Source organism: Stenotrophomonas sp. SMYL20, assembly GCF_036320045.1.
In the GTDB taxonomy this organism is placed as follows: domain Bacteria; phylum Pseudomonadota; class Gammaproteobacteria; order Xanthomonadales; family Xanthomonadaceae; genus Stenotrophomonas; species Stenotrophomonas maltophilia_A.
Genome location: NZ_JAWIRT010000004.1, coordinates 1 through 24,463, shown reverse-complemented (window position 1 = coordinate 24,463; position 24,463 = coordinate 1). Strand labels below are relative to the sequence as shown.

At 66.0% G+C, this 24,463-nt stretch carries 23 protein-coding genes and 1 tRNA gene; 12 read left to right on the top strand and 12 right to left on the bottom strand.

Features of this window, described 5'->3' with window-relative positions; all coding sequences use genetic code 11:
* Nucleotides 1-188 precede the first annotated feature (188 nt).
* Nucleotides 189-1,802, top strand: a complete 1,614-nt coding sequence (locus V3B48_RS04030; protein ID WP_329893245.1) for an ATP-binding protein — start codon at nt 189-191, stop codon at nt 1,800-1,802.
* A 60-nt stretch (nt 1,803-1,862) separates the two neighbouring features.
* Nucleotides 1,863-3,236, top strand: a complete 1,374-nt coding sequence (locus tag V3B48_RS04025; RefSeq protein ID WP_329893244.1) for a sigma-54 dependent transcriptional regulator — start codon at nt 1,863-1,865, stop codon at nt 3,234-3,236.
* Between the two features lie 521 nt (nt 3,237-3,757).
* On the opposite strand, the gene pilB is transcribed toward V3B48_RS04025, so the two are convergent.
* From pilB to V3B48_RS04010, 3 genes are all read right to left on the bottom strand, one after another.
* Complete coding sequence (gene pilB / locus V3B48_RS04020) at nt 3,758-5,491, bottom strand: type IV-A pilus assembly ATPase PilB (RefSeq protein WP_329893243.1); 1,734 nt, start codon at nt 5,489-5,491, stop codon at nt 3,758-3,760.
* A 222-nt stretch (nt 5,492-5,713) separates the two neighbouring features.
* Entirely contained in the window at nt 5,714-6,121 is a 408-nt protein-coding gene (locus V3B48_RS04015; protein ID WP_329893242.1) for a pilin, read from the bottom strand.
* Between the two features lie 154 nt (nt 6,122-6,275).
* Entirely contained in the window at nt 6,276-6,716 is a 441-nt protein-coding gene (locus V3B48_RS04010; RefSeq protein ID WP_005410798.1) for a pilin, read from the bottom strand.
* Between the two features lie 353 nt (nt 6,717-7,069).
* Between V3B48_RS04010 and V3B48_RS04005 the strand changes: the two genes are divergently transcribed.
* Genes V3B48_RS04005 through coaE form a run of 3 tightly spaced genes read left to right on the top strand, consistent with a single transcriptional unit; the run spans nt 7,070 to nt 9,823 of the window.
* Complete coding sequence (locus V3B48_RS04005) at nt 7,070-8,329, top strand: type II secretion system F family protein (RefSeq protein WP_329893241.1); 1,260 nt, start codon at nt 7,070-7,072, stop codon at nt 8,327-8,329.
* Between the two features lie 7 nt (nt 8,330-8,336).
* Nucleotides 8,337-9,200 carry an A24 family peptidase gene (locus V3B48_RS04000; RefSeq protein WP_329893240.1) on the top strand — a complete coding sequence of 288 codons (864 nt, stop codon included), beginning with the start codon at nt 8,337-8,339 and terminating at the stop codon, nt 9,198-9,200.
* 11 nt (nt 9,201-9,211) lie between these two features.
* Nucleotides 9,212-9,823, top strand: coding sequence for a dephospho-CoA kinase (gene coaE / locus V3B48_RS03995; RefSeq protein WP_043402827.1), 612 nt, complete (start codon nt 9,212-9,214; stop codon nt 9,821-9,823).
* A gap of 173 nt (nt 9,824-9,996) precedes the next feature.
* On the opposite strand, the gene V3B48_RS03990 is transcribed toward coaE, so the two are convergent.
* The 5 genes from V3B48_RS03990 to rimK all read right to left on the bottom strand — a co-directional run bounded on the left by V3B48_RS03990 (nt 9,997) and on the right by rimK (nt 14,176).
* Nucleotides 9,997-11,364, bottom strand: a complete 1,368-nt coding sequence (locus V3B48_RS03990; RefSeq protein ID WP_032128829.1) for a HAMP domain-containing sensor histidine kinase — start codon at nt 11,362-11,364, stop codon at nt 9,997-9,999.
* On the bottom strand, nt 11,327-12,004 hold the full coding sequence (locus V3B48_RS03985; RefSeq protein ID WP_005410804.1) for a response regulator transcription factor: 678 nt from the start codon (nt 12,002-12,004) through the stop codon (nt 11,327-11,329). Before V3B48_RS03985 ends, V3B48_RS03990 begins: the two co-directional genes overlap by 38 nt.
* Before the next feature lie 8 nt (nt 12,005-12,012).
* On the bottom strand, nt 12,013-12,486 hold the full coding sequence (locus V3B48_RS03980; RefSeq protein WP_329893239.1) for a hypothetical protein: 474 nt from the start codon (nt 12,484-12,486) through the stop codon (nt 12,013-12,015).
* A gap of 89 nt (nt 12,487-12,575) precedes the next feature.
* On the bottom strand, nt 12,576-13,052 hold the full coding sequence (locus V3B48_RS03975; protein ID WP_010481495.1) for a hypothetical protein: 477 nt from the start codon (nt 13,050-13,052) through the stop codon (nt 12,576-12,578).
* 245 nt (nt 13,053-13,297) lie between these two features.
* The gene (gene rimK, locus V3B48_RS03970) at nt 13,298-14,176 is read right to left on the bottom strand and encodes a 30S ribosomal protein S6--L-glutamate ligase (RefSeq protein ID WP_095377257.1); all 879 of its coding nucleotides are present in this window, start codon (nt 14,174-14,176) and stop codon (nt 13,298-13,300) included.
* Between the two features lie 167 nt (nt 14,177-14,343).
* On the opposite strand from rimK, the gene V3B48_RS03965 reads away from it, so the two are divergent.
* Nucleotides 14,344-14,709: a hypothetical protein gene (locus V3B48_RS03965; protein ID WP_329893238.1), complete on the top strand. Its 366-nt coding sequence runs from the start codon at nt 14,344-14,346 to the stop codon at nt 14,707-14,709.
* Between the two features lie 79 nt (nt 14,710-14,788).
* Nucleotides 14,789-15,211 (top strand): thioesterase family protein, encoded by a 423-nt coding sequence (locus V3B48_RS03960; protein WP_329893237.1) that lies wholly within the window; start codon nt 14,789-14,791, stop codon nt 15,209-15,211.
* A 125-nt stretch (nt 15,212-15,336) separates the two neighbouring features.
* Here V3B48_RS03960 and V3B48_RS03955 read toward each other — a convergent pair whose 3' ends face one another.
* Entirely contained in the window at nt 15,337-16,518 is a 1,182-nt protein-coding gene (locus V3B48_RS03955) for a hypothetical protein (protein WP_329893236.1), read from the bottom strand.
* 115 nt (nt 16,519-16,633) lie between these two features.
* Here V3B48_RS03955 and V3B48_RS03950 point away from each other — a divergent pair, with 115 nt between their 5' ends.
* Nucleotides 16,634-17,491 carry a PoNe immunity protein domain-containing protein gene (locus V3B48_RS03950; protein ID WP_329893235.1) on the top strand — a complete coding sequence of 286 codons (858 nt, stop codon included), beginning with the start codon at nt 16,634-16,636 and terminating at the stop codon, nt 17,489-17,491.
* A gap of 1 nt (nt 17,492) precedes the next feature.
* Here V3B48_RS03950 and V3B48_RS03945 read toward each other — a convergent pair whose 3' ends face one another.
* The 3 genes from V3B48_RS03945 to V3B48_RS03935 form a co-directional block, all read right to left on the bottom strand.
* Entirely contained in the window at nt 17,493-17,897 is a 405-nt protein-coding gene (locus V3B48_RS03945) for a DUF805 domain-containing protein (protein ID WP_049425112.1), read from the bottom strand.
* Between the two features lie 303 nt (nt 17,898-18,200).
* Nucleotides 18,201-18,274 (bottom strand) — tRNA-Gly (locus tag V3B48_RS03940).
* A 121-nt stretch (nt 18,275-18,395) separates the two neighbouring features.
* Nucleotides 18,396-20,249, bottom strand: a complete 1,854-nt coding sequence (locus tag V3B48_RS03935; RefSeq protein ID WP_032128836.1) for an autotransporter domain-containing esterase — start codon at nt 20,247-20,249, stop codon at nt 18,396-18,398.
* A 207-nt stretch (nt 20,250-20,456) separates the two neighbouring features.
* On the opposite strand from V3B48_RS03935, the gene thiS reads away from it, so the two are divergent.
* From thiS to V3B48_RS03915, 4 genes are all read left to right on the top strand, one after another.
* Nucleotides 20,457-20,657 carry a sulfur carrier protein ThiS gene (thiS, locus tag V3B48_RS03930; protein WP_008265079.1) on the top strand — a complete coding sequence of 67 codons (201 nt, stop codon included), beginning with the start codon at nt 20,457-20,459 and terminating at the stop codon, nt 20,655-20,657.
* Nucleotides 20,658-20,810: 153 nt separating this feature from the next.
* Entirely contained in the window at nt 20,811-21,605 is a 795-nt protein-coding gene (locus tag V3B48_RS03925; RefSeq protein ID WP_010481470.1) for a thiazole synthase, read from the top strand.
* On the top strand, nt 21,605-22,339 hold the full coding sequence (gene trmB, locus V3B48_RS03920) for a tRNA (guanosine(46)-N7)-methyltransferase TrmB (RefSeq protein WP_010481468.1): 735 nt from the start codon (nt 21,605-21,607) through the stop codon (nt 22,337-22,339). Before V3B48_RS03925 ends, trmB begins: the two co-directional genes overlap by 1 nt.
* A 27-nt stretch (nt 22,340-22,366) precedes the next feature.
* Entirely contained in the window at nt 22,367-24,214 is a 1,848-nt protein-coding gene (locus tag V3B48_RS03915) for an SLC13 family permease (protein WP_010481466.1), read from the top strand.
* The last annotated feature ends 249 nt before the right edge of the window (nt 24,215-24,463 follow it).

The window sequence follows — 24,463 nt, the reverse complement described above, 5'->3', positions numbered from 1 at the left end:
GATCCGGGCGGCTCCGGCGGCGTCCTGCCGGGGGCCCTATACTGGTCAACCAAGGTGTGTAGTGTCGGGCTTGCCCGGCGGCTTCCACCGCAGGCCACATAGAAGCGACGAACCCGCCCGGCTTCAGGGGATGCCAGGCAGGGCCGCCGCAGATTCCAGACCCAGGCAGCCAGAAGGGGAGTTCCGGCGTGTCACCCAGTGCTTCATTGATCGACCGCATCGAATCGATTCCGCGGCGTGAGCTGTACTTCTTCGCGCTGTACCGGGTGCTGATCGCCGCGGTCATCGCCGGCCTGCTCTACAGCCCCCTGTCCGGCATGGTCGGCGAGGCCCATCACCCGCGTCTGGCCGATACCGTCGCGGCGATCTATCTGCTGCTGTCGCTGCTGGCCCTGGCGATCGGCCGCAACGAACGCTGGCTGCGCCCGATCGTGGTCAGCAGCGTGCTGGTGGACATCATCGCCGCCACCCTGCTGGCGCATGCCCTGCCCGGTGCCAGCGCCGGCATTTCGATGTCGCTGCTGTTCAACATCGCCGCTGCCGCCACCCTGCTGCCGCTGAGCTGGGGCCTGGGCCTGGCGGTTGCTGCCAGCCTGGCCACCGGCATCGAATACCTCTGGAAGGTGCTCGAAGGCGGTGATCCCACCCGCACGCTGGCCGAGCTGGCCATGTTCGCCACCAGCTACCTGGCGCTGGCCTTCATCAGCTACCAGGTGGGCAACCGCGCGCGCCGCAACCAGCAGCTGGCCAACCAGCGCGGCGACGAAGTGGCCAACCTGTTCCAGATCAACGAACTGATCATCCGCCGCATGCGCACCGGCGTGCTGGTGGTGGACGCCGACAACCGCATCACCCTGGCCAATGAAGCGGCCTCGATGCTGCTCGGCGACAACGACGGCATCGGTGAGACGGGACGCCTGGATCTGGCCAGTGCCGCGCCGGAACTGGCGCGCCGCCTGCAGCGCTGGCGCAACGGCTGGGCGCAGGACGAACTGCCGCTGCAGCTCAACCCCGACCAGCCGGAAGTGCAACCGCGCTTCGCCCGCCTGCTGGCCGGCAGCGAACTGGCGCTGGTATTCCTGGACGACTCCAGCGTGGTCTCGCGGCGCGCCGAATCGCTCACCCTGTCGGCGATGGGCCGCTTCTCGGCCAGCCTCGCCCATGAAATCCGCAATCCGCTGGCGGCGATCAACTACGCCGTGCAGCTGCTGGAGGAAGGCACCGGTTTCAACGAAAGCGACCGCCGCCTGCTGCAGATCATCCGCCAGCAATGCCAGCGCACCAACGGCATCGTCGAGAGCGTGCTGGGGCTGGCACGGCGCGAGCGCGCCACACCCGAGAACGTCGACCTGGTCGCCTTCGTGCGCCGCTTCGTGCTGGAGTACAAGCAGGGCCAGACGCTGGAAACCGACAGCATCGAACCGATCATCAGCGACACGGCGGTGATGGCGCAGGTCGACAGCAAACACCTGTACCAGGTGCTCATCGTGCTGGTGCACAACGCACTGAAATACGGCCGCATCGGCCAGCAGCCGGCACGGGTGCGCCTGCGCGTGGCGCAGCACGAGCGCAGCGCGGTGATCGACGTGATGGACCGTGGCCCCGGCATTCCCGAGAGCGTGGCCGCACAGCTGTTCCGTCCGTTCTTCACCACCTCCGAGCATGGCACCGGGCTGGGCCTGTATATCGCCCGCGAGTTGTGCCGCGCCAACCAGGCACGGCTCGACTACATCCCGGTGCCGGCAGGAGGCTCGTGCTTCCGCTTGGTGCTGCCCGGCCCGCACACGCTGTTGCCCACCTGATTCCAATTCTGTGCGTCAAACATTTGTCGCTTCCAGCCCCCTCGTTTATCTTTCACGCCCATGAACGAAACCCGCAGCGCCCTCGTCGTCGACGATGAACGCGACATCCGCGAACTGCTGGTACTGACCCTCGGCCGCATGGGGCTGCGCATCAGTACCGCCGCCAACCTGGCCGAAGCGCGCGAGCTGCTGGCCAGCAACCCGTACGACCTGTGCATCACCGACATGCGCCTTCCGGATGGCAACGGCATCGAGCTGGTCAGCGAGATCGCCCAGCACTACCCGCGCACACCTGTGGCGATGATCACTGCGTTCGGCAGCATGGACCTGGCCGTGGAAGCGCTGAAGGCCGGCGCCTTCGACTTCGTCAGCAAGCCGGTGGACATCTCGGTGCTGCGCGGCCTGGTCAAGCACGCGCTGGAACTCAACAACACCGAACGCCCTGCGCCCGGCCCCGCCACCGAACAGGCTGCACGCCTGCTCGGCGCTTCGCCGGCCATGGACGTACTGCGCACCACCATCGGCAAGGTCGCGCGCAGCCAGGCGCCGGTCTACATCCTCGGTGAATCGGGCGTGGGCAAGGAACTGGTCGCGCGCACCATCCACGCCCAGGGCGCGCGTGCGGCTGGTCCGTTCGTGCCGGTCAACTGCGGTGCCATTCCCGGCGAGCTGATGGAGAGCGAGTTCTTCGGCCATCGCAAAGGCAGCTTCAGCGGCGCCCATGCCGACAAGCCGGGCCTGTTCCAGGCTGCACACGGCGGCACCCTGTTCCTGGACGAAGTGGCCGAGCTGCCGCTGCAGATGCAGGTGAAGCTGCTGCGCGCGATCCAGGAAAAGTCGGTGCGTGCGGTCGGTGCGGCCAACGAAGAACCGGTGGACGTGCGCATTCTCTCGGCCACGCACCGTGACCTGGCCGAGCTGGTCGAGGACGGGCGCTTCCGCCACGACCTGTACTACCGCATCAACGTGATTGAACTGAAGGTGCCGCCGCTGCGCGAGCGCCGCCAGGACCTGCCGGAACTGGCTGCCGCCGTGCTGGCGCGGCTGGCCCGCAGCCACGGCCGTGCCACACCGCTGCTGGCGCCGTCCGCGCTGGAAGCGCTGGCCCACTACCCGTTCCCGGGCAATGTGCGCGAGCTGGAGAACATTCTGGAGCGCGCGCTGGCACTGGCCGAAGAAGACCGCATCGGTGCCGACGACCTGCGCCTGCCGCAGCACGCCCCGCGTGCGCCCGGCGGCGCTGCTCCTGCCGAAGCCGTGGCCGACCTGCAGCCGGGCGGTGCCGCCCTGCCCTCGTACATCGAGCAGCTGGAGCGCAGCGCCATCCAGCGCGCGCTGGAAGAGAACCGCTGGAACAAGACCCGCACGGCTGCGCAGCTGGGGATTACCTTCCGCGCGCTGCGCTACAAGCTGAAGAAGCTGGGGATGGAGTAAGGGCCGAACGGCCCTGGTAGGCGCCAACCTTGGTTGGCGTGCACCGCCGTGCCATCCACGCATGGCGTGGATCCACCCTCCAACGCGGTAGTGCCGGCCGCTGGCCGGCAACCCAATGCATCGCGTCATCCACGCATTGTGTGGATCTACCCACCAACGTGGTAGTGCCGGCCGCTGGCCGGCAACCTCATGCATCGCGTCATCCACGCATGGCGTGGATCTACCCACCAACGCGGTAGTGCCGGCCGCTGGCCGGCAACCCAATACATCGCGTCATCCACGCATGGCGTGGATCTACCCTCCAACGTGGTAGTGCCGGCCGCTGGCCGGCAACCTCATGCATCGCGCCATCCACGCATGGCGTGGATCTACCCACCAACGCGGTAGTGCCTGCCGCTGGCCGGCAACCTCATGCATCGCGTCATCCACGCATGGCGTGGATCCACCCACCAACGCGGTAGTGCCGGCCGCTGGCCGGCAACCCAATGCATCGCGTCATCCACGCATGGCGTGGTTCTACCTCAATCCTTGGTAACGCGATTGATCTCGGCCAGGCTGGTCACACCCGCTGCCGCCTTCTTCAACGCCGACTGCCGCAGGTCATTCACCCCGATCTGCTGCGCCGCCTCGGCAATCTGCAGTGCGTTGCCACCGGCCAGCACGATGGTGGCGATCTCATCGGTCATCGGCATCACCTGGTAGATACCGGTTCGGCCCTTGTAGCCCTCGGTGCACTCATCGCAGCCCACCGCCTCGTACAACTGGATGCCCGCATCCAGCTGCGCCTGGGTGAAGCCCTCGGCCAGCAGCGCGTGCTCCGGCAGGTTGGCCGGTCGCTTGCAGTTGCCGCACAACCTGCGCGCCAGGCGCTGGGCGATCACCAGCGTCACCGAGCTGGTGATGTTGTACGGCGCGATACCCATGTTCATCAGGCGCGCGATGGTCTGCGGCGCATCGTTGGTGTGCAGCGTGGACAGCACCATGTGGCCGGTCTGCGCGGCCTTGATGGCGATCTCCGCCGTTTCCAGGTCGCGGATTTCGCCGACCATGATGATGTCCGGGTCCTGTCGCAGGAACGAGCGCAGCGCCGCCGCGAAGGTCATGCCGCGCTTGTTGTTCTGCTGCACCTGGTTGACGCCGGGCAGGCGGATTTCCACCGGGTCTTCGGCGGTGGAGATGTTGCGCGTCTCGTCGTTGAGGATGCCCAGCGCGGTATACAGCGACACGGTCTTGCCCGAACCGGTCGGGCCGGTCACAAGCACCATGCCGTAGGGCTTGTGGATGGCATCCAGGAACAACTTCTGCTGGTCCGGCTCGTAACCCAGCTTGTCGATGCCCAGTTTGGCCGCGCTGCCATCAAGGATACGCAGCACCACCTTCTCGCCGAACAGGGTCGGCAGCGTGCTGACGCGGAAGTCGATCTGCTTGGTCTTGGACAGGTTGAGCTTGATGCGGCCGTCCTGCGGGACGCGCTTCTCGGCGATGTCCAGCTGTGCCATCACCTTCAGGCGGGCGGCGATGCGCTGGTTCAACTTCACCGGTGCGCGCGCGACCATCTTCAGCAGGCCGTCGATGCGCAGGCGAACGCGGTAATCGTCTTCGTAGGGCTCGAAGTGGATGTCCGAGGCGCCCTTGCGGATCGCATCGACCAGCACTTTGTTGACGAACTTCACCACCGGGGTGTCGTCACCCTTGGCGTCGATGCCGGAATCGCTGCCGGTGGCGCCGAGATCCTCGTCGCCGGCCGCCACGTCCAGGTTGCCCATGCCATCGTCATCGCCGCCCAGGGCGTCGCCGAGGGTGTCATGGCTGGCGTGCCACTGTTCCAGCGTGCGGCGGATCTGGTCCTCGTCGACCAGGATCGGCTCGACCACCAGGTTGGTGTGGAACTTGATCTCGTCCAGCGAGTGGGTCGGGTTGCTGGTGCCGACGAACAGCTTGCCACCGCGCTTGAACAGCGGCAGCACGTTGTGCTTGCGCAGCAGCTCCTCGCTGACCAGGCTCATCGCGTTCTGGCCGGCGTCGAAGGTGGACACGTCGAACAGCGGCATGCCGAACTCGACCGCGTTGGCGGCGGCCAGCTGCGAGGCATTGACCAGCTTGTTCTGCGCGAACCAGGTCGGCAGTGGCTGGCGCGCGGCGGCGGCCTTGGCCATGGCGTCGCGGGCGGTGGCCTCGTCCAGGGCCCCGTCCTGCACCAGGCGACGGGCCAGGCCGGTGATGCCGACAAGATTGGCGGTGGTAACAGCGTTCATATGAATCCTTGGCTCATGGGGTCATGCCATGCCGTGCGTCTTGCACGGACACCGCACGGGGCAGCAGAACCCGCCGCGACCCAATGGCCACCGGCATCGCCAATCCATGAGCAACACTGCCTTGCCCGGCACTCCCGGCCCGGCAGGCACGATCCTGACTCCCCCGGGGATGATAGCCCCGTCAAGGGGCAGCCAGCATCCCATCGGAGCGCTGAAGTGTGATCAGCAGCCGGTCGGGCGATAGCGCGCGTCGAACGCGCTGCCATCGCAGCTCCAGATGCCCTCGGCGGAGCGGCGCAGGATCAGGTCCTTGCCGTCCAGCGCGCTGTGTCCCTTCAAGGTGCAGCTGATATGGCCGACGCCGGAGTCGCTGAGTTCGGCTTCGACGTTGGAGCAGTGGGCGTTCTGGGCGACACCGATGTAGTTCGGCGTGACCAGGCTGGCCGAACGGCCCTCATTGACGAGGATTTCCACCTTGGTCTTGCCCGGCGTGATGTCGGCCAGTGCGGCGGTCAGCTGCGTGCGTACGACGTAGGGCTGGAACGCCACCGTCGCGATCGCCGCCAGGATGGCGATGATGGCCACCACGATCATCAGTTCGATGAGCGTAAAGCCCTTTTGAATCTGCATGACTCCCCCTGTGTTTTTGCAGCAATCCCCATTGCTGTGTGCTGATCGGACTTTGCCAGCCCGGTCAGCACAAGGCCCGCCGAAGCGGGCCTTGTGTCTTCTTACCAGCGCGCGGTTCGAGCTAAAGCTCTCAACGCGCAGAAGGCTTACTCAATTACTTGCCCTTGGTGCAACCCTTCGGGATGAACTTGTCGTCCATACCCTTAACAACGCAAGCAAAGCCACCCGGGGTGGTGATAGCACCGGTGCCGTCGGTCACGGTATCGGTGTACTGCAGCGCCAGCTGGGCACCGGCACCGATACGGCTGCCCGGCTCACGGATGGTGCAGGTCATGCCGGTATCGGCGACAGCGATGACCGAGCAGGAACCGGTTTCTTCAGCCTGGAAGCCCGCGGTCGCCGGCGTCGGCACACGACCGGCGCTCTTTTCCATCTCGAACTGGGTCTTGTGCGAGGCCAGGTCGGCCAGCGCAGCGGTGACCTTCGACTTGGCGGTGTAGTCCTGGTATGCCGGCAGCGCGATGGCGGCCAGGATGGCGATGATCGCGACGACGATCATCAGTTCGATAAGGGTGAAGCCCTTCTGGTTCTTCATTTGGTACATCCCCAAGATAGTGGTGGTTGAGTTCAGTGCACGGGATCGGACCGGACAGCGCCGGTTGAGCGGGCCCCATGCCCTGCGGGTGGATCAACGCAGGTTGCGTGCCAACCCCGGCACGCCTCCCCCTGGATTTCCCCGCGCCCATGATGGCAGCAATTTCGCGGATGGGAACCCCCCGCTTCCGAATCTGCGATGGACGCGGCAATGTGACGCAGTACGTCACCTTTGGTCGGCACCCGGCACGAAATCGCACGCTGGGCCCCCTGCCAACTGCCCATCCGGCCTTGAACCCGCTACCATCGATGGCTAGTTACCCGCCTGGGGATGGCGGGTCTTGGGGAGCCAACATGTCTGTCAGTCGCAGTGCGATCAAGAAAGAGCCGGTGGCGCGCGCCACCATGGAACTGCAGCCGTTTGTCTGGGTGGGGACCGACAAGCGGGGCGTGAAGATGAAGGGCGAGCAGCTGGCCAAGAACGCCAACCTGCTGCGCGCCGAGCTGCGCCGCCAGGGCATCAACCCGGGCCAGGTCAAGCCCAAGCCGAAGCCGCTGTTCGGCGCCTCCGGCAGCCCGGTCAAACCCAAGGACATCGCCTTCTTCAGCCGGCAGATGGCCACGATGATGAAATCCGGCGTGCCGATCGTGTCGGCGCTGGACATCATCGCCAGCGGGCACAAGAACCCGCGGATGAAGAAGCTGGTGGACACCATCCGCACCGACATCGAGGGCGGCTCCTCGATGTACGAGGCGGTCAGCAAGCACCCGGTGCAGTTCGACGAGCTGTACCGCAACCTGGTGCGGGCCGGCGAAGGCGCCGGCGTGCTGGAAACCGTGCTGGACACGGTGGCCACCTACAAGGAAAACATCGAAGCGCTGAAGGGCAAGATCAAGAAGGCGTTGTTCTACCCGATCATGGTGGTGGTGGTGGCGATGCTGGTCAGCGGCATCATGCTGGTGTTCGTGGTGCCGCAGTTCGAGGACGTGTTCAAGAGCTTCGGGGCCGAGCTGCCCGCCTTCACCCAGATGGTGGTGAACCTGTCACGGTTCATGGTGTCGTGGTGGTGGCTGATGCTGCTCATCGCGATCGGTGCCGCAGTCGGTGCGATCATGGCCTACAAGCGCTCGCCGAAGATGCAGCACGCGATGGATCGCTTCGTGCTGAAGGTTCCGGTGATCGGGCAGATCATGCACAACAGCGCCATCGCCCGCTTCTCGCGTACCACGGCGGTGACCTTCAAGGCCGGCGTGCCGCTTGTGGAGGCCCTGGGCATCGTGGCTGGCGCCACCGGCAACACCGTGTACGAAGAGGCGGTGCTGCGCATGCGCGACGACGTCTCGGTGGGTTACCCGGTGAACATGTCGATGAAGCAGACCAACCTGTTCCCGCACATGGTCATCCAGATGACCGGCATCGGCGAAGAGGCCGGCGCGCTGGATGCCATGCTGTTCAAGGTGGCCGAGTACTATGAGCAGGAGGTCAACAATTCGGTGGATGCCCTGAGCAGCCTGCTGGAACCGATGATCATGGTGTTCATTGGTACCATTGTGGGCGGCATGGTGATTGCCATGTACCTTCCCATCTTCAAACTCGGCGCCGTCGTCGGATAACACATACATGGCTTTTCTCGACCAGCATCCTGGCCTCGGCTACCCCGCCGCGGCCGCCTTCGGACTGCTGCTGGGCAGTTTCCTGAACGTCGTCATCCTGCGCCTGCCCAAGCGGCTGGAATGGCAGTGGAAGCGCGATGCACGCGAAGTCCTGGAGGAACCGGACTTCTATGAACCACCCCCACCGGGGATCGTGGTCGAGCCGTCGCACTGCCCGCACTGCAAGCACAAGCTGAGCTGGTACGAGAACATCCCGCTGTTCAGCTGGATCATCCAGGGCGGCAAGTGCCGGCACTGCAAGGCGCCGATCTCGCTGCAGTACCCGCTGGTGGAGGCGCTGACCTCGGTGCTGGTGCTGGCCTGCGTCTGGCAATTCGGCTTCGGCTGGCAGGGCTTCGGCGCCATCGTGCTGACCTGCTTCCTGATCGCCCTGTCCGGCATCGACCTGCGAACGCAGCTGCTGCCCGACCAGTTGACCCTGCCGCTGATGTGGCTGGGACTGATAGGCAGCATCGACAACCTCTACATGCCGGCCAAGCCCGCCCTGGTGGGCGCGGCGGTGGGTTACCTGTCGCTGTGGACGGTCTGGTGGCTGTTCAAGCAGTTGACCGGCAAGGAAGGCATGGGCCACGGCGACTTCAAGCTGCTGGCGGCCCTGGGCGCCTGGTGCGGGCTGAAGGGCATCCTGCCGATCATCCTGCTGTCGTCGGTGCTGGGCGCCATCATCGGCTCGATCTGGCTGTACAGCCGCGGCCGTGACCGCGCCACGCCCATCCCATTCGGCCCTTACCTGGCCATCGCCGGCTGGCTGTACTTCATGTGGGGTGCGCCACTGGTGGAGCAGTACCTGGTGATGAGCGGGCTGCGCTGAGGGGAGTCCCCATGAGCCGCTATGTGGTTGGCCTGACCGGAGGCATCGCCTCCGGCAAGAGCGAGGTGACCCGGCGCTTTGAGGCGCTGGGGATCGTGGTGGCCGACGCCGATCTGGCCGCACGGGCCGTGGTGGCTGCCGGCAGCCCGGCGCTGGCCCGTATCGCCGAGCGTTTCGGCGCCGACATGCTGCTGGCCGATGGCAGCCTGGACCGGGGGCGCCTGCGCGCCCACGTGTTTGCCGACCCGGCCGAGCGGACGGCGCTGGAAGCGATCACCCACCCGGCTATCCGCCTGCTGATGCAGCAGCAGTGCGAGCAGGCCACCAGCGCCTATGCGATTGCGGCCATTCCGCTGCTGACCGAGGTGGGCGGGCGGAAGGCCTACCCATGGCTGGACCGGGTGTTGCTGGTGGATGCGCCCGAAGCCGTGCAGCATGCGCGGCTGATGCAGCGCGATGGCATTGATGCCGCGCTGGCCGACCGGATGATTGCTGCGCAGGCCAGCCGCGCACAGCGGTTGGCGCTGGCCGATGACGTGGTGGTCAATGATGGGCAGCCGGAGGACCTGCAGGTGCAGGTGGAACAGCTGCATGCGCGGTATCTGGGGTTGGCCGGGGGGTGAGGCCTGGTTGCCGGCCAGCGGCCGGCACTACCGAAGTGCATCCACGCATGGCGTGGATCTACAAGTGCGGGACGCGGCAGCGATCACGGTGGTGGCACAAGCGACACAGGGCGTGATGCAAGGTCGGCGGGGTTCGTGCCGACCAAGGTCGGCACCCACCAACGCAGGGGCCCTTACAACGGCTTCGGCGAGAACGTCAGGGTGGCAATCACGCCACGCTGGCCGCCGGGGCGCACGCTTACCTGCCAGCCGTACAGGTCGCACAGGCGACTGACGATCGACAGGCCGATGCCGCCGCCCTGCGAGTGGCCAGCATGCGTGCCGCGGTAGCCACGCTGGAACAGCTTGGCCGCGTCTTCCTCGCTCAGGCCCGGGCCACTGTCGGTTACCGACACCGAGTTGGTGCCGACGAACACGCGCACTTCGCCGTCCTGCGAGTACTTCACCGCATTGCCGATCAGGTTGCCCAGCGCCACCGACAAGGCGGCTTCGGGTGCGTCGATGACCAGGTTGCGCTCGCCTTCCAGCAGCAGCTCCAGCGGCTTGCCGCCCAGCTGCGCGCGATGCGCGTCCAGCAGCTGCTCGGCCACGCGGGCCACATTGCTGGTGCCCTGCCCGCGCTCGTTGCGCGACAGCAGCAACAGCGCGCCGATCAGATCACTGCACTGCTGTTCGGCGCGCTGGATGCGCTGCAGGCGCTGCAGCACCTTTTCGTCCAGGCCGGGCCGGGTCAGCAGCAGTTCGGTAGCGCCACGGATCACCGCCAGCGGCGTGCGCAGTTCGTGGCTGACGTCGGCGTTGAACTCACGGTCGCGCTGCACCACTTCGGTCAGCCGCGAGGAATAGTCGTCCAGCGCCTGTGCCAGCTGCCCCACTTCGTCGTCGGGGAAGCGTGGCGCCAGGGGTTCGGGGTCACTGGTGCCGCCGCGATAGGCACGCAGCCGCGCGGCCAGATCCGACACCGGCTTCATCACCTTCGAGGCCGACCACCAGCCCAGCACCAGCGACAGCACGCTGAACACCAGCACCGACAGCACCAGCGCGCGGTTGAGCTGCTTGCCGCCGCGCACGCTGTCGGTCATGTCATAGGCGAGGAAGAACCAGGCGTCGGGCGTCTTGCGCACGGCCAGCTTGTAGGAGTACGGCTCGCCGTGCTCATCGCCGCTGACGCTGTGGATGCCATCGGAGAAGCCCGCCCACTGCGCGCGCTCTTCGCGCACCCGGTCGAACTTGTCCTTCGAATAGGCATAGGCCTTGATCTGCAGTACCGGTGCGTCCGGGTTATGCCCGGGGTGCTCGTAATAGCGGCGCGCATACTCGTCGATGTTGCGGTTCATCAGCTCTTCCACCAGCTGGTTTTCCACGCGCAGGCGGGCCCAGTTGGTGGCGAACGCGAACAGTGTCGTCAGGCAGAAGCCCAACAACACGAACGAAACGATGATGCGGCTGCGCAGGCGCCGCCGATAAGGCGTGCGCCGGCGCTCCCCCTTGGTTGCCACCGAATCAGGCTTCCGGGGTGGCGATGCGGTATCCGATGCCATGGCGGGTCTGGATCAGCGGCACTTCAAACGGCTTGTCGACCACCGCGCGCAGGCCATGGATGTGCACGCGCAGGGAATCCGAATCGGGCAGTTCTTCACCCCACACACGGGTTTCCAGCTCCTGGCGGGTCACCACGGCCGGGGCCGCTTCCATCAGCGCCTGCAGGATCTTCAGTGCGGTCGGGTTGAGCTGCAGCAGCTTGCCCTGGCGGCGCACTTCCAGCGTATCCAGGTTGTATTCCAGATCGCCGGTTTCCAGCACGCGGGTCTGCACGCCCTTGCCGCGTCGCGACAGGGCGTTCAGACGCACTTCCACTTCCTGCAGCGCGAACGGCTTGATCAGGTAGTCGTCCGCGCCGGAATCGAAGCCGGCCAGCTTGTTGTCCAGCGAATCGCGGGCGGTGAGCATCAGTACCGGGGTCTGCTTGCGCGCTTCATTGCGCAACTTGCGGCAGACCTCGATGCCGTCCATGCCTGGCAGATTGAGATCCAGCACGATCGCGTCGAACTCGTGCACCACGGCCAGGTGCAGACCGGTAACCCCGTCAGCCGCGAAGTCCACGGTGTGGCCCCGGTCCTCCAGGTAGTCGCCCAGGTTGGCCGCAATGTCGCTGTTGTCTTCGATTACCAGGATTCTCACTGTCACCTCTAATTTACGAATTTGCCGATGCGCTGGGCCTGGCCCATATCACGCTGTGCCTTGTCCTTCCGCCGGGCGCGCTCGGCAACGGTAGTGCACTGCGTCGTGGACCGGTTCGAACCCGTGGCCTTTTCACGTTGGCATATTAGACGACTATCTTCACGTGCCTGTGTCAAAACCGTGTTCACGATCTGCTGGTCGTTGAAGACATCGGTTCGTACCTGTTCAGGCATGGAATCGCGGTCAGGATGCTGCTCGACGGCCGTACGCATGCGCGCCAGCGCCTCGCGTACACGGCTGCGGTCGGTCTGCTTCAGTTCGCTGTAGGTCTCGCCATCGTTGAGTTCGATTTCGATGCGCTCGATCTGCTGCTGCAGCGGCTTGCCGGGGACAAAGACCTCACCGGACTGGTTCGATGCAGAGGCGGCGGTGGCCAGGGTCAGGCCCGAGATCAGGACCGCCGACAACAGGAGGGACTTCATGACAAACGAATCCTTGTTTGAGTTGAGTGTTGACTGTATTCGCACCACCTTCACGCCAGCAAGTGCCATGCGCAGGGGCACCGGACGGCCTAGTGGTTGGTGGCGGGGTTGAAGTTGTTGAAGGTGCGCTGGTCGTTGAGCAGTGCCTTGCCCTTTTCTTCGATCCGGCGGCGCTCGGCCACGGTCAGGCAGCGGCTTTTAGGCATGTTGCTGCCGGTGGTGCGGGTGTGCTGGCAGATCTGGCGGCTGTCCTCGTGGGCGCGGACAAGAACGGTATTGATCCGCTCCTGGTCGTTGAACACCTCCGCCTGGACCTGCGGCGGGAGCTCCTGAAGCGTGCGGTGGTCGCCCATGCGCTGGGTGATGCGCGCCAGTGCCTGCTGCACCTGGGCGCGGTCATCGGCGGAAATCTCGCTGTACTCGCCGTCATCGAGGGCCTTCTCAACGCGCCGGACCTGCTCGGCCACCGGTGCCTGCCCGTCCATCTGTATGGCGGTCTTCTCCGGCTTGGCGGAGACAGCACCAGACAGCCCCAGCAACAACGCGATCATCGTGATGCGGTACATCGCCAGCCTCCGGATCCATCCAGGAACGATGGGCGCCACTCTACGGCCGTCACGCTGCCTCCACAAGGGACTTCCGACGGCATAAAAAAGACCCAGGCGGTGCCCCGCCTGGGTCTGAAGTCGTATCCCGATACCGATCCTGCTGAGAGGCAGAGCTGCGGTTCGCTGAAGGCTACGCCGGCGCCGATTAAAGGCGCGTTAAAGCTGGCCTCATTTGCCCATGAGAATTTCAAGCCATTGATTAATCATGGCTTTTTGATCTTCTCGACGTGCTCGATGATGCGCGTGGCCACATCCACCCCGCAGGCGGCTTCGATGCCCTCCAGCCCTGGTGTGGAGTTGACCTCCAGCACCAGCGGGCCACGCGCGGAGCGGATCAGGTCCACGCCACAGACCGACAGGCCCAGCGCCTTGGCCGAACGCACCGCCACCTGCTGTTCGGCGCGGCTGGCCTTGGCCGCCACCGCGGTGCCGCCGGCATGCAGGTTGGAGCGGAAGTCACCCTCCGGCGCCTGGCGCTGCATCGACGCCACCACCTGGTCACCGACCACGAAGCAGCGCAGGTCGGCACCCTTGGCTTCGCCGATGAACTCCTGCATCAGGAAGTTGGCGTACAGGCCCCGCAGGGCCTCGACGATGCCACGCGAAGCGCTGGCCTTCTCGGTGAGGATCACGCCCCGTCCCTGGGTGCCCTCGTTGAGCTTCACCACGTGCGGCGGCGGGCCGAGCATGGACAGCAGGTCGACGGTGTCATCGGGGTTGTCGCCGAACACGGTGACCGGCATGTCGATGCCCTTGGCTGCCAGCAACTGGTGCGCGCGCAGCTTGTCGCGCGAACGCAGGATCGCATCGGACGGGTTGGGAGTGCGCGCGCCCATCAGCTCGAACTGGCGCAGCACGGCGGTGCCATAGCGGGTGATCGAGGCTCCGATGCGCGGGATGACCACGTCCACGCCGGTCATCGGCCGGCCCTTGTAGTGCATCGAAAAACCATCGGCGGCGATGCGCATGTAGCAGCGCAGCGGGTCGAGGATGCGAACGGTGTGGCCGCGCGCGCGGGCCGCCTCGACCAGCCGGCGGGTGGAGTACAGGGAGCTGTTGCGGGACAGGATGGCGAGCTTCATCGCGGCAGGATCGGACGGCAGGCGCGCAGCATAGCGCGGGCGTGTGGCGGGCGGATGATGCCCTGCAGGCCGCCGCATCTGCGTGCCTGCCGAGGCTGTGCGAAGATGGCTGTTGCCGGCTACAGGACAGGACACGGCCGGCTTACACAACCCAAGGAGAACCACAGATGCGAATGGGAATTCCGCTGTTGTTGCTGTTTGGCCTGATGGGGAGCGCCGTACACGTACAGGCTGCGCCAACCCACGCAGTCTCCCGGCTCTACTTCGATGCCAACAACACCCTGATCGGCCAGGGCCTGCGCTACTGCACGGGCAAGACACAGCACCAGGGCGTTGCCTCACACGCCAATACCCTCTGGATCGATGTTTCCTACGCCTGCCAGGGCGACTCGACCGACGTTTCCTATGGCAGCTGGGTGCCTGCACAACTGCGGCAGGACTTCTGCACGCTGTACGACGCCTGCACGTCACTGATGCCGTGGCCGGAACCCGGCCTGCCCGGCACCCTCGGCAACGGCTTCTACTCAGACTGACAGCCGGTAGTCGCCGCACTGTCTCCGGCGATCGCAGCATCGTCGCCGGAGACCCCACCCACTACACCCCGGAGACTTCATGCCGTTGACGATCCTTCCGCGTTTCTCCGAAGTGGATGTACTCGGCCACGTCACCAACACCGCCCTGCCCGTCTGGTTCGAGGAAGGTCGCCAGGAGATCTTCCGCCATTTCAGCCGCGAGGCCAGCATGCGCGACCTGACGCTGATCCTGCGCCGCTACGAGATCGACTTCCTGCAGCAGCTACAGCCGGGACACGAAGTGCGCATCGAGACCCGCATCGAAAACATCGGCCGCTCCTCGCTGTCGATCGTGCAGCAAGCGTTCCAGTTCGAGGCCCTGGTGGCCAGCGGGCGCTGCGTGATGGTGCATTTCGACTACACAACCAACGCCTCGCGCGCCATCGATGCAGAGCAGCGCCGGGCGTTGTCAGGGCTGTTTACCGAGGAGTATGCGCACCAGGTGCAGGCGGCAGGCGCATGAGCCATACGGAAGTCCGGTCATCCGCACCCGGTACTGCCCGCAGCCCATTTCTTCAGCTTTTCCAGCGCTTTCCCGGCCTGCATCGACGACGCATGCCGGAACCTCCTTGTTTGATTCGACGCAGTCTAACCTGTGACTGAGGGCCGCTGATCCGCGCGGGGCAGGCGCAGCGAGAAGCCCCCATCGCGGACACGCACGGCCAATGCGGTTTCCCGCCATTCCACAGGCAGCGCCAATGCCGTGTGTGGTGTGGGGACGCGTGTGATCGCCTCGAACGTCCAGTGTTCCTCATAGGCTTCGCAGCGAAGCGTTCCGTCATCGCCGACCGCGATCACATCGATCCAGGCCCCACTCCGGGTCTTGCCGCTGCCGCCCATCGCACGGCGGCCAATGGCCTGCCAACGCCCCTGCCAGTGGACGAGCCATACGCCCTCGATGGGACGCAGATCCCCATCAAGCACGCTGCCCGCCACCACCACGCATCGTCCGGACGGGCTGGCAATGACCGTCTCCAGATCGCAGACGTGACGGTCACTGGGCTCGCCATCAAGACAGAGCGCGTACGGGCAGATGCGCGCGAACAAGGTCGGATGCGCAGTCAGGCGCAGGTCGTCGGGAAGCAGCGGGATGGCCTGCAGCACCCGGGCATCAGGCAGGACATGCCGCAACACCTGCGGCACCCCGGCGGCCAGCGCCGGATGCTCCTGTTCCAGCCATAGACCCCGGCAGGGGCGCAGCGTGATCGATCGACTGGGAATATCCCGCAACCACATCGCGGCTTCGGCATCCCCGCCAAGCTGCCGGCGCTCGTGCAGCTCCTGCCAGAACAGGCTGGGAACAATCGCCAGCAGGTGCATCACCCTCTTGTCCGCTTCGTCGTAGACGATCACCGCTTCGCTGCGATCACTGTAGCCACTGGCCACACGCAGCGCGCTACCCGCCAGCGCCAGCCACTCGCCGCTGGCATCGTGGCTGCCTGCGGTGGATACGCCCTCGACAATGGCGCCATCGCGCAGCATCAGGGTGCCGTAGGCCGGCCCGCCCATGCCCAGCTCGCCCCAATCCAACAGGACATCATGCGTGGGCGGCCGGGTGGCGAAGGGCAGCTTCGCCCGCGAGCGCAGCAGTGCGCCCCCTACAGCATCGCCGACCAGATCGAAGTGCTGCAGCACGCCGCCCAGGGCAAGACATGCGGCCAGGCCAACGACCACACCCCAAGGCGACCACCACACCACGCAGATCGCTACCCATATCAGGAACGGCAGCCACTGGGTGAAACGGCGGAGGGCGATTCGATCAACGGTCATGCAGGCTGGGTGGCGGCGACTGTGCACCATTCAAACCTTCAACGCTGTGCCAGGCAATGGGGTTCGAACCGGCAATGCCGCTAGACTCTCGCTGATGATGCAATCGATGACTGCCGTGAATCGCCGGAATCTGCTGCAGGACATGCTGCCGCGATGGAGAGCACTGGCCAAGGCCCCGGGCCAGCCGCGCCGCACGCTTCGCCTGCCGGATTGGCAGGCGGACTGGAACGCAGGCATGGCCTTGCTTGCACGCCATGCGCGCAATGGCGGTGAATCTGCGGAGGAAACGCTGCAGGGACATGCAGCCCTGGAGCATGCCTACGGCTGGGAGACGGTTGCACAGACCGGCAGCAACCTGCTGCTGAAAAGCATCGACCGCGGCTTCGCCCCCGCGGCGTTGCAGCAGATGCATGCCGACGTAGCAGATCTCTGGCTCGAGCAAGCGCATTTGCTGGCCCTTGCCCGGGACAGCCTGCAACAGCAAGGCCACGACATCGCGCTGGCTGCGTCGTTGCAATCACGTACAACGCAGCACTACGAGTACGCACTGCAGCTGTTGTCACTGGGCGTGCTGCTGGATGCGCAGGAACGCCTGCCGGCGCTGGTGGAGAAGGTGCTCTGTTTCGACACCGACCGCGTGCTGGACTACCTCAGCGCGCCGGCGCTGGGCCTGGTGGAAGCCAGTGATGAGGTCTTTCATCCGCGACCGTTCGCCGAGCTGTTCGCGCCGCTGCGCGACGGTGAAGCGTTCGACCCTTCACTGCTGGCCGGCTACCTGCAGGTGCAGTACCGCGACTTCTTCCTGCTGCCGCCAAAGGCTCAGAAGCGGACCCGGCGCCTGATCGGGCCGAACGCGTGGGGCTACTGGGCATTTGAAGTGGCTGCGCTGGTGGTGCTGTATGGCGGTGACGACGCCACGCTACGCACCTGCCCCCACTACCCTTCCGACCTGGTGGACTTCGCCCGGCGTTGAGTCAGGCACCCGGCAGGCCGGAAACACCGCCGAATCGATTCTCTTCCTCGTTGCCCGGCAGAAGCATGACCGGGAAGAGGACGAACACACCCAACGGGATGAAGGCGATCACGACGTACCAGCCGGACTCGTCGATGTCGTGCAGTCGTCGAACGGCCAGGGCCAGCATGGGCGGAAGGAGGACGATGACCGCGCAGACCGTCATGACCCACCCCAGCGTCCGGAATGGCTCGAAGGCCTCCCCATCGAGCAGCACGGTGCCCGTCAGCCAGTATCCGCCGTCCATCAAGGTGTAGCCCACTGCCACCACAAGGGCAGCAGACAGGGAGTACGACCAGAACTCCTTCCGGTTGGATCGCCCTGAAAAATCAAAGCAACGCCTGAGGGGCAAAAGTGCGGGGATCATTCGCGCTCCGGGCAGCGGACGATGGGAGGCAAGGGTTAACGATCTTTTAGCATCCCCAAGCCCAGCACCAACTGAACCCTGCGGCCCGGCGGACCCGGCAGACAGCGGAGGTTGCAGGAGCCAGCGTCGACGATTCGAACGCGATTGCAATGCGCCTTGTAAACAAGTCACTTGGGCTGCGGTTCGGAGAAGCCACAGTCCAACGCATTGAAGAGAGAAATCAGGGCGCTGCAGCCACACGCTGGACTTCGGCGTGGTTCAACGATTGCGCCGCGTCTGCTTGGGGTGAATACCCTGGAGACATGGAGCGGGCGATGGGAATCGAACCCACGTCAGTAGCTTGGGAAGCTACAGCTCTACCATTGAGCTACGCCCGCATTGCGGGTGAAAGTCTATGCGGAGCGGCCGGTGTTGCGCAATGGTGGCCTGTGCATCCCGCCATTCAACGACGGGGTCAGAGCCCTTTCCTTGCGGAAGGGGCTCCGACCCCGTTCTGGATCAGAAGCTGCCACCCACGGTGGCGAAGATCGTCGCGTCACGGGCACGCTTCTGCGCGGCCGTGGTGCTCAGGCCAACGTTGCCCTGCAGGCCGAACAGGTCCATGCGCGCACCCAGTACGGCAGTGGCGTAGTTCTTGTCGAAGTCCAGGCCCGGCACGCGGTAGCTGCCCAGTTCCGGCAGGGTCTGCAGCCACGCGCTGGCCTGCTTGGTGTCCTCGAACTCGTGGTCGTAGGTCACCTGCACGTACGGCTTGACGGTGCCGCCATCGAAGCGGGCCTGCCAGCCGATGCGGCCGACGGTCGAGTCGACGTTCTGGCGGTCGTAGCCCAGCGCGGTGGCCAGCGTGCCCGCAGCAGCGCTTTCGCTGTAACCATCGATCTTGACCTTCTGCCAGATCACCGCAGCGATCGGGCCGTGGCGGAAGCCGCCTTCGGTGCCGAACTCGTAACCGGCATTCAGTGCAGCGGTCAGGTTGCTGCCGTCCGGCGAGCCACCGTGTTCGCGGGTGGCCGGCCCCAGCTGGACCTTGCGGTTCACGTCATACGACAACCAGGTGTAGCTGACCTGGCCGTTGACCCAGACGCGGTCGCCATACCAGGCAGCGAACAGGCCGGCGGTGGTGTCCTTCTGGGTGAAGTCGCCACGGCTGTTGCCGAAGTCGGCACTCATGCGACCGAAGCCGGCGAAGCCGCCGACCACCACGCCGTTGCGTGCCCAGTCGACACCGAACAGGCCGGCCGGCGCCACGCCGTCGTACAGGTCGGCGTGGTCATAGCGCTGCAGGTCACCGCGCACGCCACCCCACCACGACAGGCCATCGGCCGGACGGGCGCCCAGGTGGTTGCTGACTTGGTCGGCACGCGAACGGCCGACGGTCTGTGCCGAGTGGCTCAGCACCTGCTGCAGGCGCGGAGCCTCCAGCACCGAGACGGCGTACTGGCCCAGCAGCTGGTGACCGGTAACGGTGGGATGCACGCCATCGGCGAACAGATAGGTCTGGTACGCATCGGGGCTGACGTAGGTGGTCGGGTTGCAGCCGATGATGCTGCCCGTGGTGTTGGCCGGGTTGATCTTGCAGGCGGTGCCGGTGACGTTGGTGAAGCCGTACATGCCCGGGTTGGCGGTCACTTCACGCAGGATGCTGAAGGTATCGAGCGGAATGAACTCGATGCCCGCCTGCTTCAGGCCGCCATACAGCGCCTTGTTGTAGCCGACCGACATGGCGGTGGCAGCCGCTGCATTGGGGCCGCGGAACTGCGGGGTGATGCCCACGTCCGGCAGGTTCGGCACCAGCACGTACTGGGCACCGGCCTGCTTCAGGGCACCGACCAGCGCGATCTGGTCGGTGACCGCCGCGCCGATGATGCCCTGCACCTGGGCCGGCGGCGCACCCGCACCGGCAGCGCCGGCGGCGGCAAACAGGTCGTTTGCGCCACCCCAGACGGTATACAGGGCGTTACGGTCAGCCTTGCCACCGTTTGCAGCCAGGTAGCGGGCCGCCTGCGACTTCAGAGACGGGATCGCGCCGAGGGCACCGCTGCCTTCGACCGACACGCGGGCGCCGCCGACAGCGTAGTTGTCGCCGTTCTGGCCGTTGCCGTTGGGGTCCTTGTTGAGGCCGTAGTAATTGGCGACCTGCTGCGACCACACCCAGCCCGGGTTGGTGGTGAACTGGCCGGAGAGCCCCTGCGTGGCCTCGGGCAGCAGCGGGCGGAAGTAGCCGGCGTCGGTGAGGCTGTCACCGAAGAACACCGCCTTGGAGTACGGATTTTCGCCTGCCATGGCCGGCAGCGCGGCCAGTGCGATCGCAGCCGCCATGAGGGAGCGGATCGGGTGTTTGCTGAGCTGCATCTAGGAACTCCTGTGGGGTAAACAATTTGGAATCCGGCGCACGTACGCCGGCGCACGGTCAATGGTTTCACCGCGCCGCCGTTTGCTCACGCTGCGCCGCCGCATGGATTGTCGCCTGACCACGTCGAAACCTGCTGTGCCGGAGCTGGCGCCCGGTTCAAATTACAAACGTTCCGATCCCGACGGGCTATCAGCGACAATGCAGGGATGAACATCCAGCTCAACGGCGAACCCCGCACCCTGCCCGCCTCGGCGACCCTCCACGACCTGCTTGAGGCCGAGCAGCTGCTGCAGCGCCGGGTGGCGGTGGAGGTCAACGGCGAGATCGTCAGCCGCAGCCGCCATGGCGAGCATGTCCTGGCCGAAGGCGACGTGGTGGAGATCGTGCACGCGCTGGGTGGGGGCTGAGGCCGTCCCGGGTAGTGCCGGCCGCTGGCCGGCAATCCGACGCTGTCAGGCACCCTGCATCTGCCGGCCAGCGGCCGGCACTAACCCTACCCATCCACGGCCTGCACGCCATTGCGTGATCCCATCTTCAGGCGGATAAGCGATAATCGCGCCATGAACGTTCATGTCTCCCCCGATTCGCTGGTGATCGCCGGCAAGACCTATGGCTCGCGGCTGCTCACCGGCACCGGCAAGTTCAAGGATCTGGAAGAAACCCGCCTGGCCACCGAGGCTGCAGGCGCCCAGATCGTCACCGTGGCCATCCGCCGCACCAACATCGGGCAGAACCCGGGCGAGCCGAACCTGCTCGACGTGCTGCCGCCGGAGCGCTACACCATCCTGCCCAACACCGCCGGCTGCTACACCGCCGAAGACGCGGTGCGCACCTGCCGGCTGGCGCGCGAACTGCTGGACGGCCACAACCTGACCAAGCTGGAAGTGCTGGGCGACCAGAAGTCGCTGTACCCGGACGTGGTGCAGACCCTCAAGGCCGCCGAACAGCTGGTCAAGGACGGCTTCGAAGTGATGGTCTACACCTCCGACGACCCGATCCTGGCCAAGCGCCTGGAAGAGATCGGCTGCGCTGCGGTGATGCCGCTGGCTGCGCCGATCGGTTCGGGCCTGGGCATCCAGAACAAGTACAACCTGCTGCAGATCATCGAAGACGCCAAGGTGCCGATCATCGTCGACGCCGGCGTGGGCACCGCGTCGGATGCGGCGATCGCGATGGAGCTGGGCTGCGACGGCGTGCTGATGAACACCGCCATTGCCGGTGCGCGCAGCCCGGTGCTGATGGCCAGTGCGATGCGCAAGGCGGTCGAGGCCGGCCGCGAAGCCTTCCTGGCCGGGCGCATTCCGCGCAAGCGCTACGCCAGCGCCTCCTCCCCGGTGGATGGGCTGATCGGCTGATGACCAATCCTTTCGACAGCGCCGGTTCCAAGGCCCCGCCCAAGCCCTTCACCGTGAGCGAGGGCCGCCGCGAGGTCCGCAGCTTCGTGTTGCGCCAGGGCCGCTTCACCCCCGCCCAGCAGCGCGCGTTCGACGAACGCTGGCCGCGCTTCGGCATCGACTACAACGGTCAGCCGCGTGATCTGGACGCCACCTTCGGCCGCCCGGCGCACAAGGTGCTGGAAATCGGCTTCGGCAACGGTGCCGCGCTGCGCTTCGCCGCCCAGCATGATCCGTCGCGTGACTACATCGGCATCGAGGTGCACGCGCCCGGCGTGGGCCGGCTGCTGAACGCGCTGGCCGACGACAACGCCGACCACGTGCGCCTGTACCACCACGATGCGGTGGAAGTGCTGCAGAACGAGATCGCCGATGGCGCGCTGGATGAAGTGCGCATCTACTTCCCGGACCCGTGGCACAAGAAGCGCCACAACAAGCGCCGCCTGCTGCAGCCTGCATTTGCCGAGCTGCTGGTGCGCAAGCTGCGCCCGGGCGGCCGCCTGCACTGCGCCACCGACTGGGAAGACTACGCCGAGCAGATGTGGGACGTGCTCGACGCCACCGCTGGCCTGGTCAACCGCGCCGGCCCGCGTGGCAGCGTGCCGCGCCCGGACTGGCGGCCGCAGACGCACTTCGAGACCCGCGGCCAGAAGCTCGGCCACGGCGTCTGGGACCTGCTGTACGACCGCACCTGACGATCGCCTGAGGACACCGCGCCCCACATGGATACCGCGCTGACGCTGACCAACGACATGAAGCTCGTGCTCGGGCTGGTCGGCTTCACGATGGCGATGTTCCTGTTCGAGCGCATCCGCGCCGACGTGGTCGCGCTGGTGGTCCTGGTGGTGCTCGGTGTCACCGGGCTGATCGCGCCGGAGGAAATCTTCGGCGGCTTCTCCGGTAACGCGGTGATGAGCATCATCGCCACCACCATCCTCGGTGCGGGCCTGGACCGCACCGGGGCGCTGAACCGGCTGGCCGCCTGGCTGTTGCGACGCGGCCATGGTGTCGAGCAGCGGCTGCTGATGATGACCACGGCCATTGCCGGCCTGAATTCCTCTTTCATGCAGAACCCGTCGGTGATGGCGCTGTACCTGCCGGTCGCCTCGCGACTGGCAGCGCGCACCGGGTTGACCCTGCAGCGCCTGCTGCTGCCCATTTCGGCGGCAATCGTGATGGGTGGTGCGCTGACCATGGTCGGCAATTCACCGTTGATCCTGCTGAACGATCTGCTGGCCTCGGCCAACAACAACCTGCCTTCCGGCCTGGCCACCATCGAGCCGCTGCGCATGTTCGCGCCGCTGCCGATCGGCGTGGCGCTGCTGATCGCTTCGCTGCTGTATTTCCGCTACTACGGCGACCGCAAGCTGATCGAAGAAGAGAACCTGGTCAACGACGGGGTCACGCCCGCGCGCACCGAGAGCTACTTCGCCAAGACCTATGGCATCGAAGGCGATGTGTTCGAGCTGGTGGTCAGTGCCGAAAGCCCGCTGGTGGGCATGACCCTGGGCGAGGCCGAGAACCTGCACGATGCCCCGCTGCTGCTGGCCCTGAAAACCGGCAATGACACTCGCCTGGCGCCACCGGCGGAGATGCGCATCTGGGTCGGCAGCGTGCTCGGCGCGATGGGCCCGCGTGAGCAGATCAACGATTTCGCGCAGAACCAGTTCCTGCGCATGTCTTCGCGACTGAAGCACCTGGGCGACCTGTTCAACCCGAGCCGTGCCGGTATTTCCGAAGCGGTGGTGCCGCCTACCTCGAACGTGATCGGCAAGAGCGCGGCCGATCTGCGCCTGCGCAAGGAGCGCGGCATCAGCCTGCTGGCGATCAACCGCGACAAGCAGGTGATCCGCGAGGACGTGCGCGACGTGCAGCTGCGCGCCGGCGACATGCTGGTCTTCCACAGCATCTGGACCGACCTGGCGCAGGCCGCCCGCAGCCGTGACTTCGTGGTGGTGACCGACTACCCGACCGGCGAGCAGCGCCCGCACAAGTTCAAGATCGCGATGGCGATCTTCGCCTTGACCATCCTGATCGCGCTGACCAGCAAGCTGCCGGTGGCGCTGACGCTGATGACCGGCGTGGCCGGCATGCTGCTGACCGGCGTGCTGCGCATGGACGAGGCCTACGCCTCGATCAACTGGAAGACGGTGTTCATGATGGCCGGGCTGATCCCGCTCGGCTGGGCGATGGATTCCAGTGGCGCGGCGGCATGGGTGGCCGGCCATACCATCGACAAGCTGCCCACCGGTATTCCGGTATGGGTACTGGAGGTGGCGCTGGCGCTGCTGACCACGGCGTTCTCGCTGGTCATCAGCCATGTGGGCGCCACCATCGTGATGGTGCCCATTGCGGTGAACCTTGCGCTGGCGGCGGGCGGCAACCCGACGGCGTTCGCGCTGATCGTGGCGCTGTCGGCGTCCAACAACCTGATGACGGCCTCCAACCCGGTGATTTCGATGATCACCGGCCCGGCCAACTACACCCCGCGCGAGATGTGGCGGGTCGGCGGCCCGCTGTCGCTGATCTACACCTGCGTGGTGGTGCTGATGATCAACCTGATGTTCTGAGGTTGGGTTTGTTGGCAGGGCTGCGCCCTGCACCCGCAGAGGCCGAAGCAACGGCAACGGCAAAAGCGTGCATTTCGTGGGATGGCGGGGGGGGGGGGGGGGGGGGGGGGGCGGGTGGGGGGCCCCCCCCCCCGCCGGCCCCGTCCCCGCCGGCCCCCCCCCCCGGCCCCCCCCCCCCCCCCCCCCCCCCCCCCACCCCGCCTTCGACAGATTTCTGCGATCTGTCGGAACGGCGTCCTGCACTGCTTT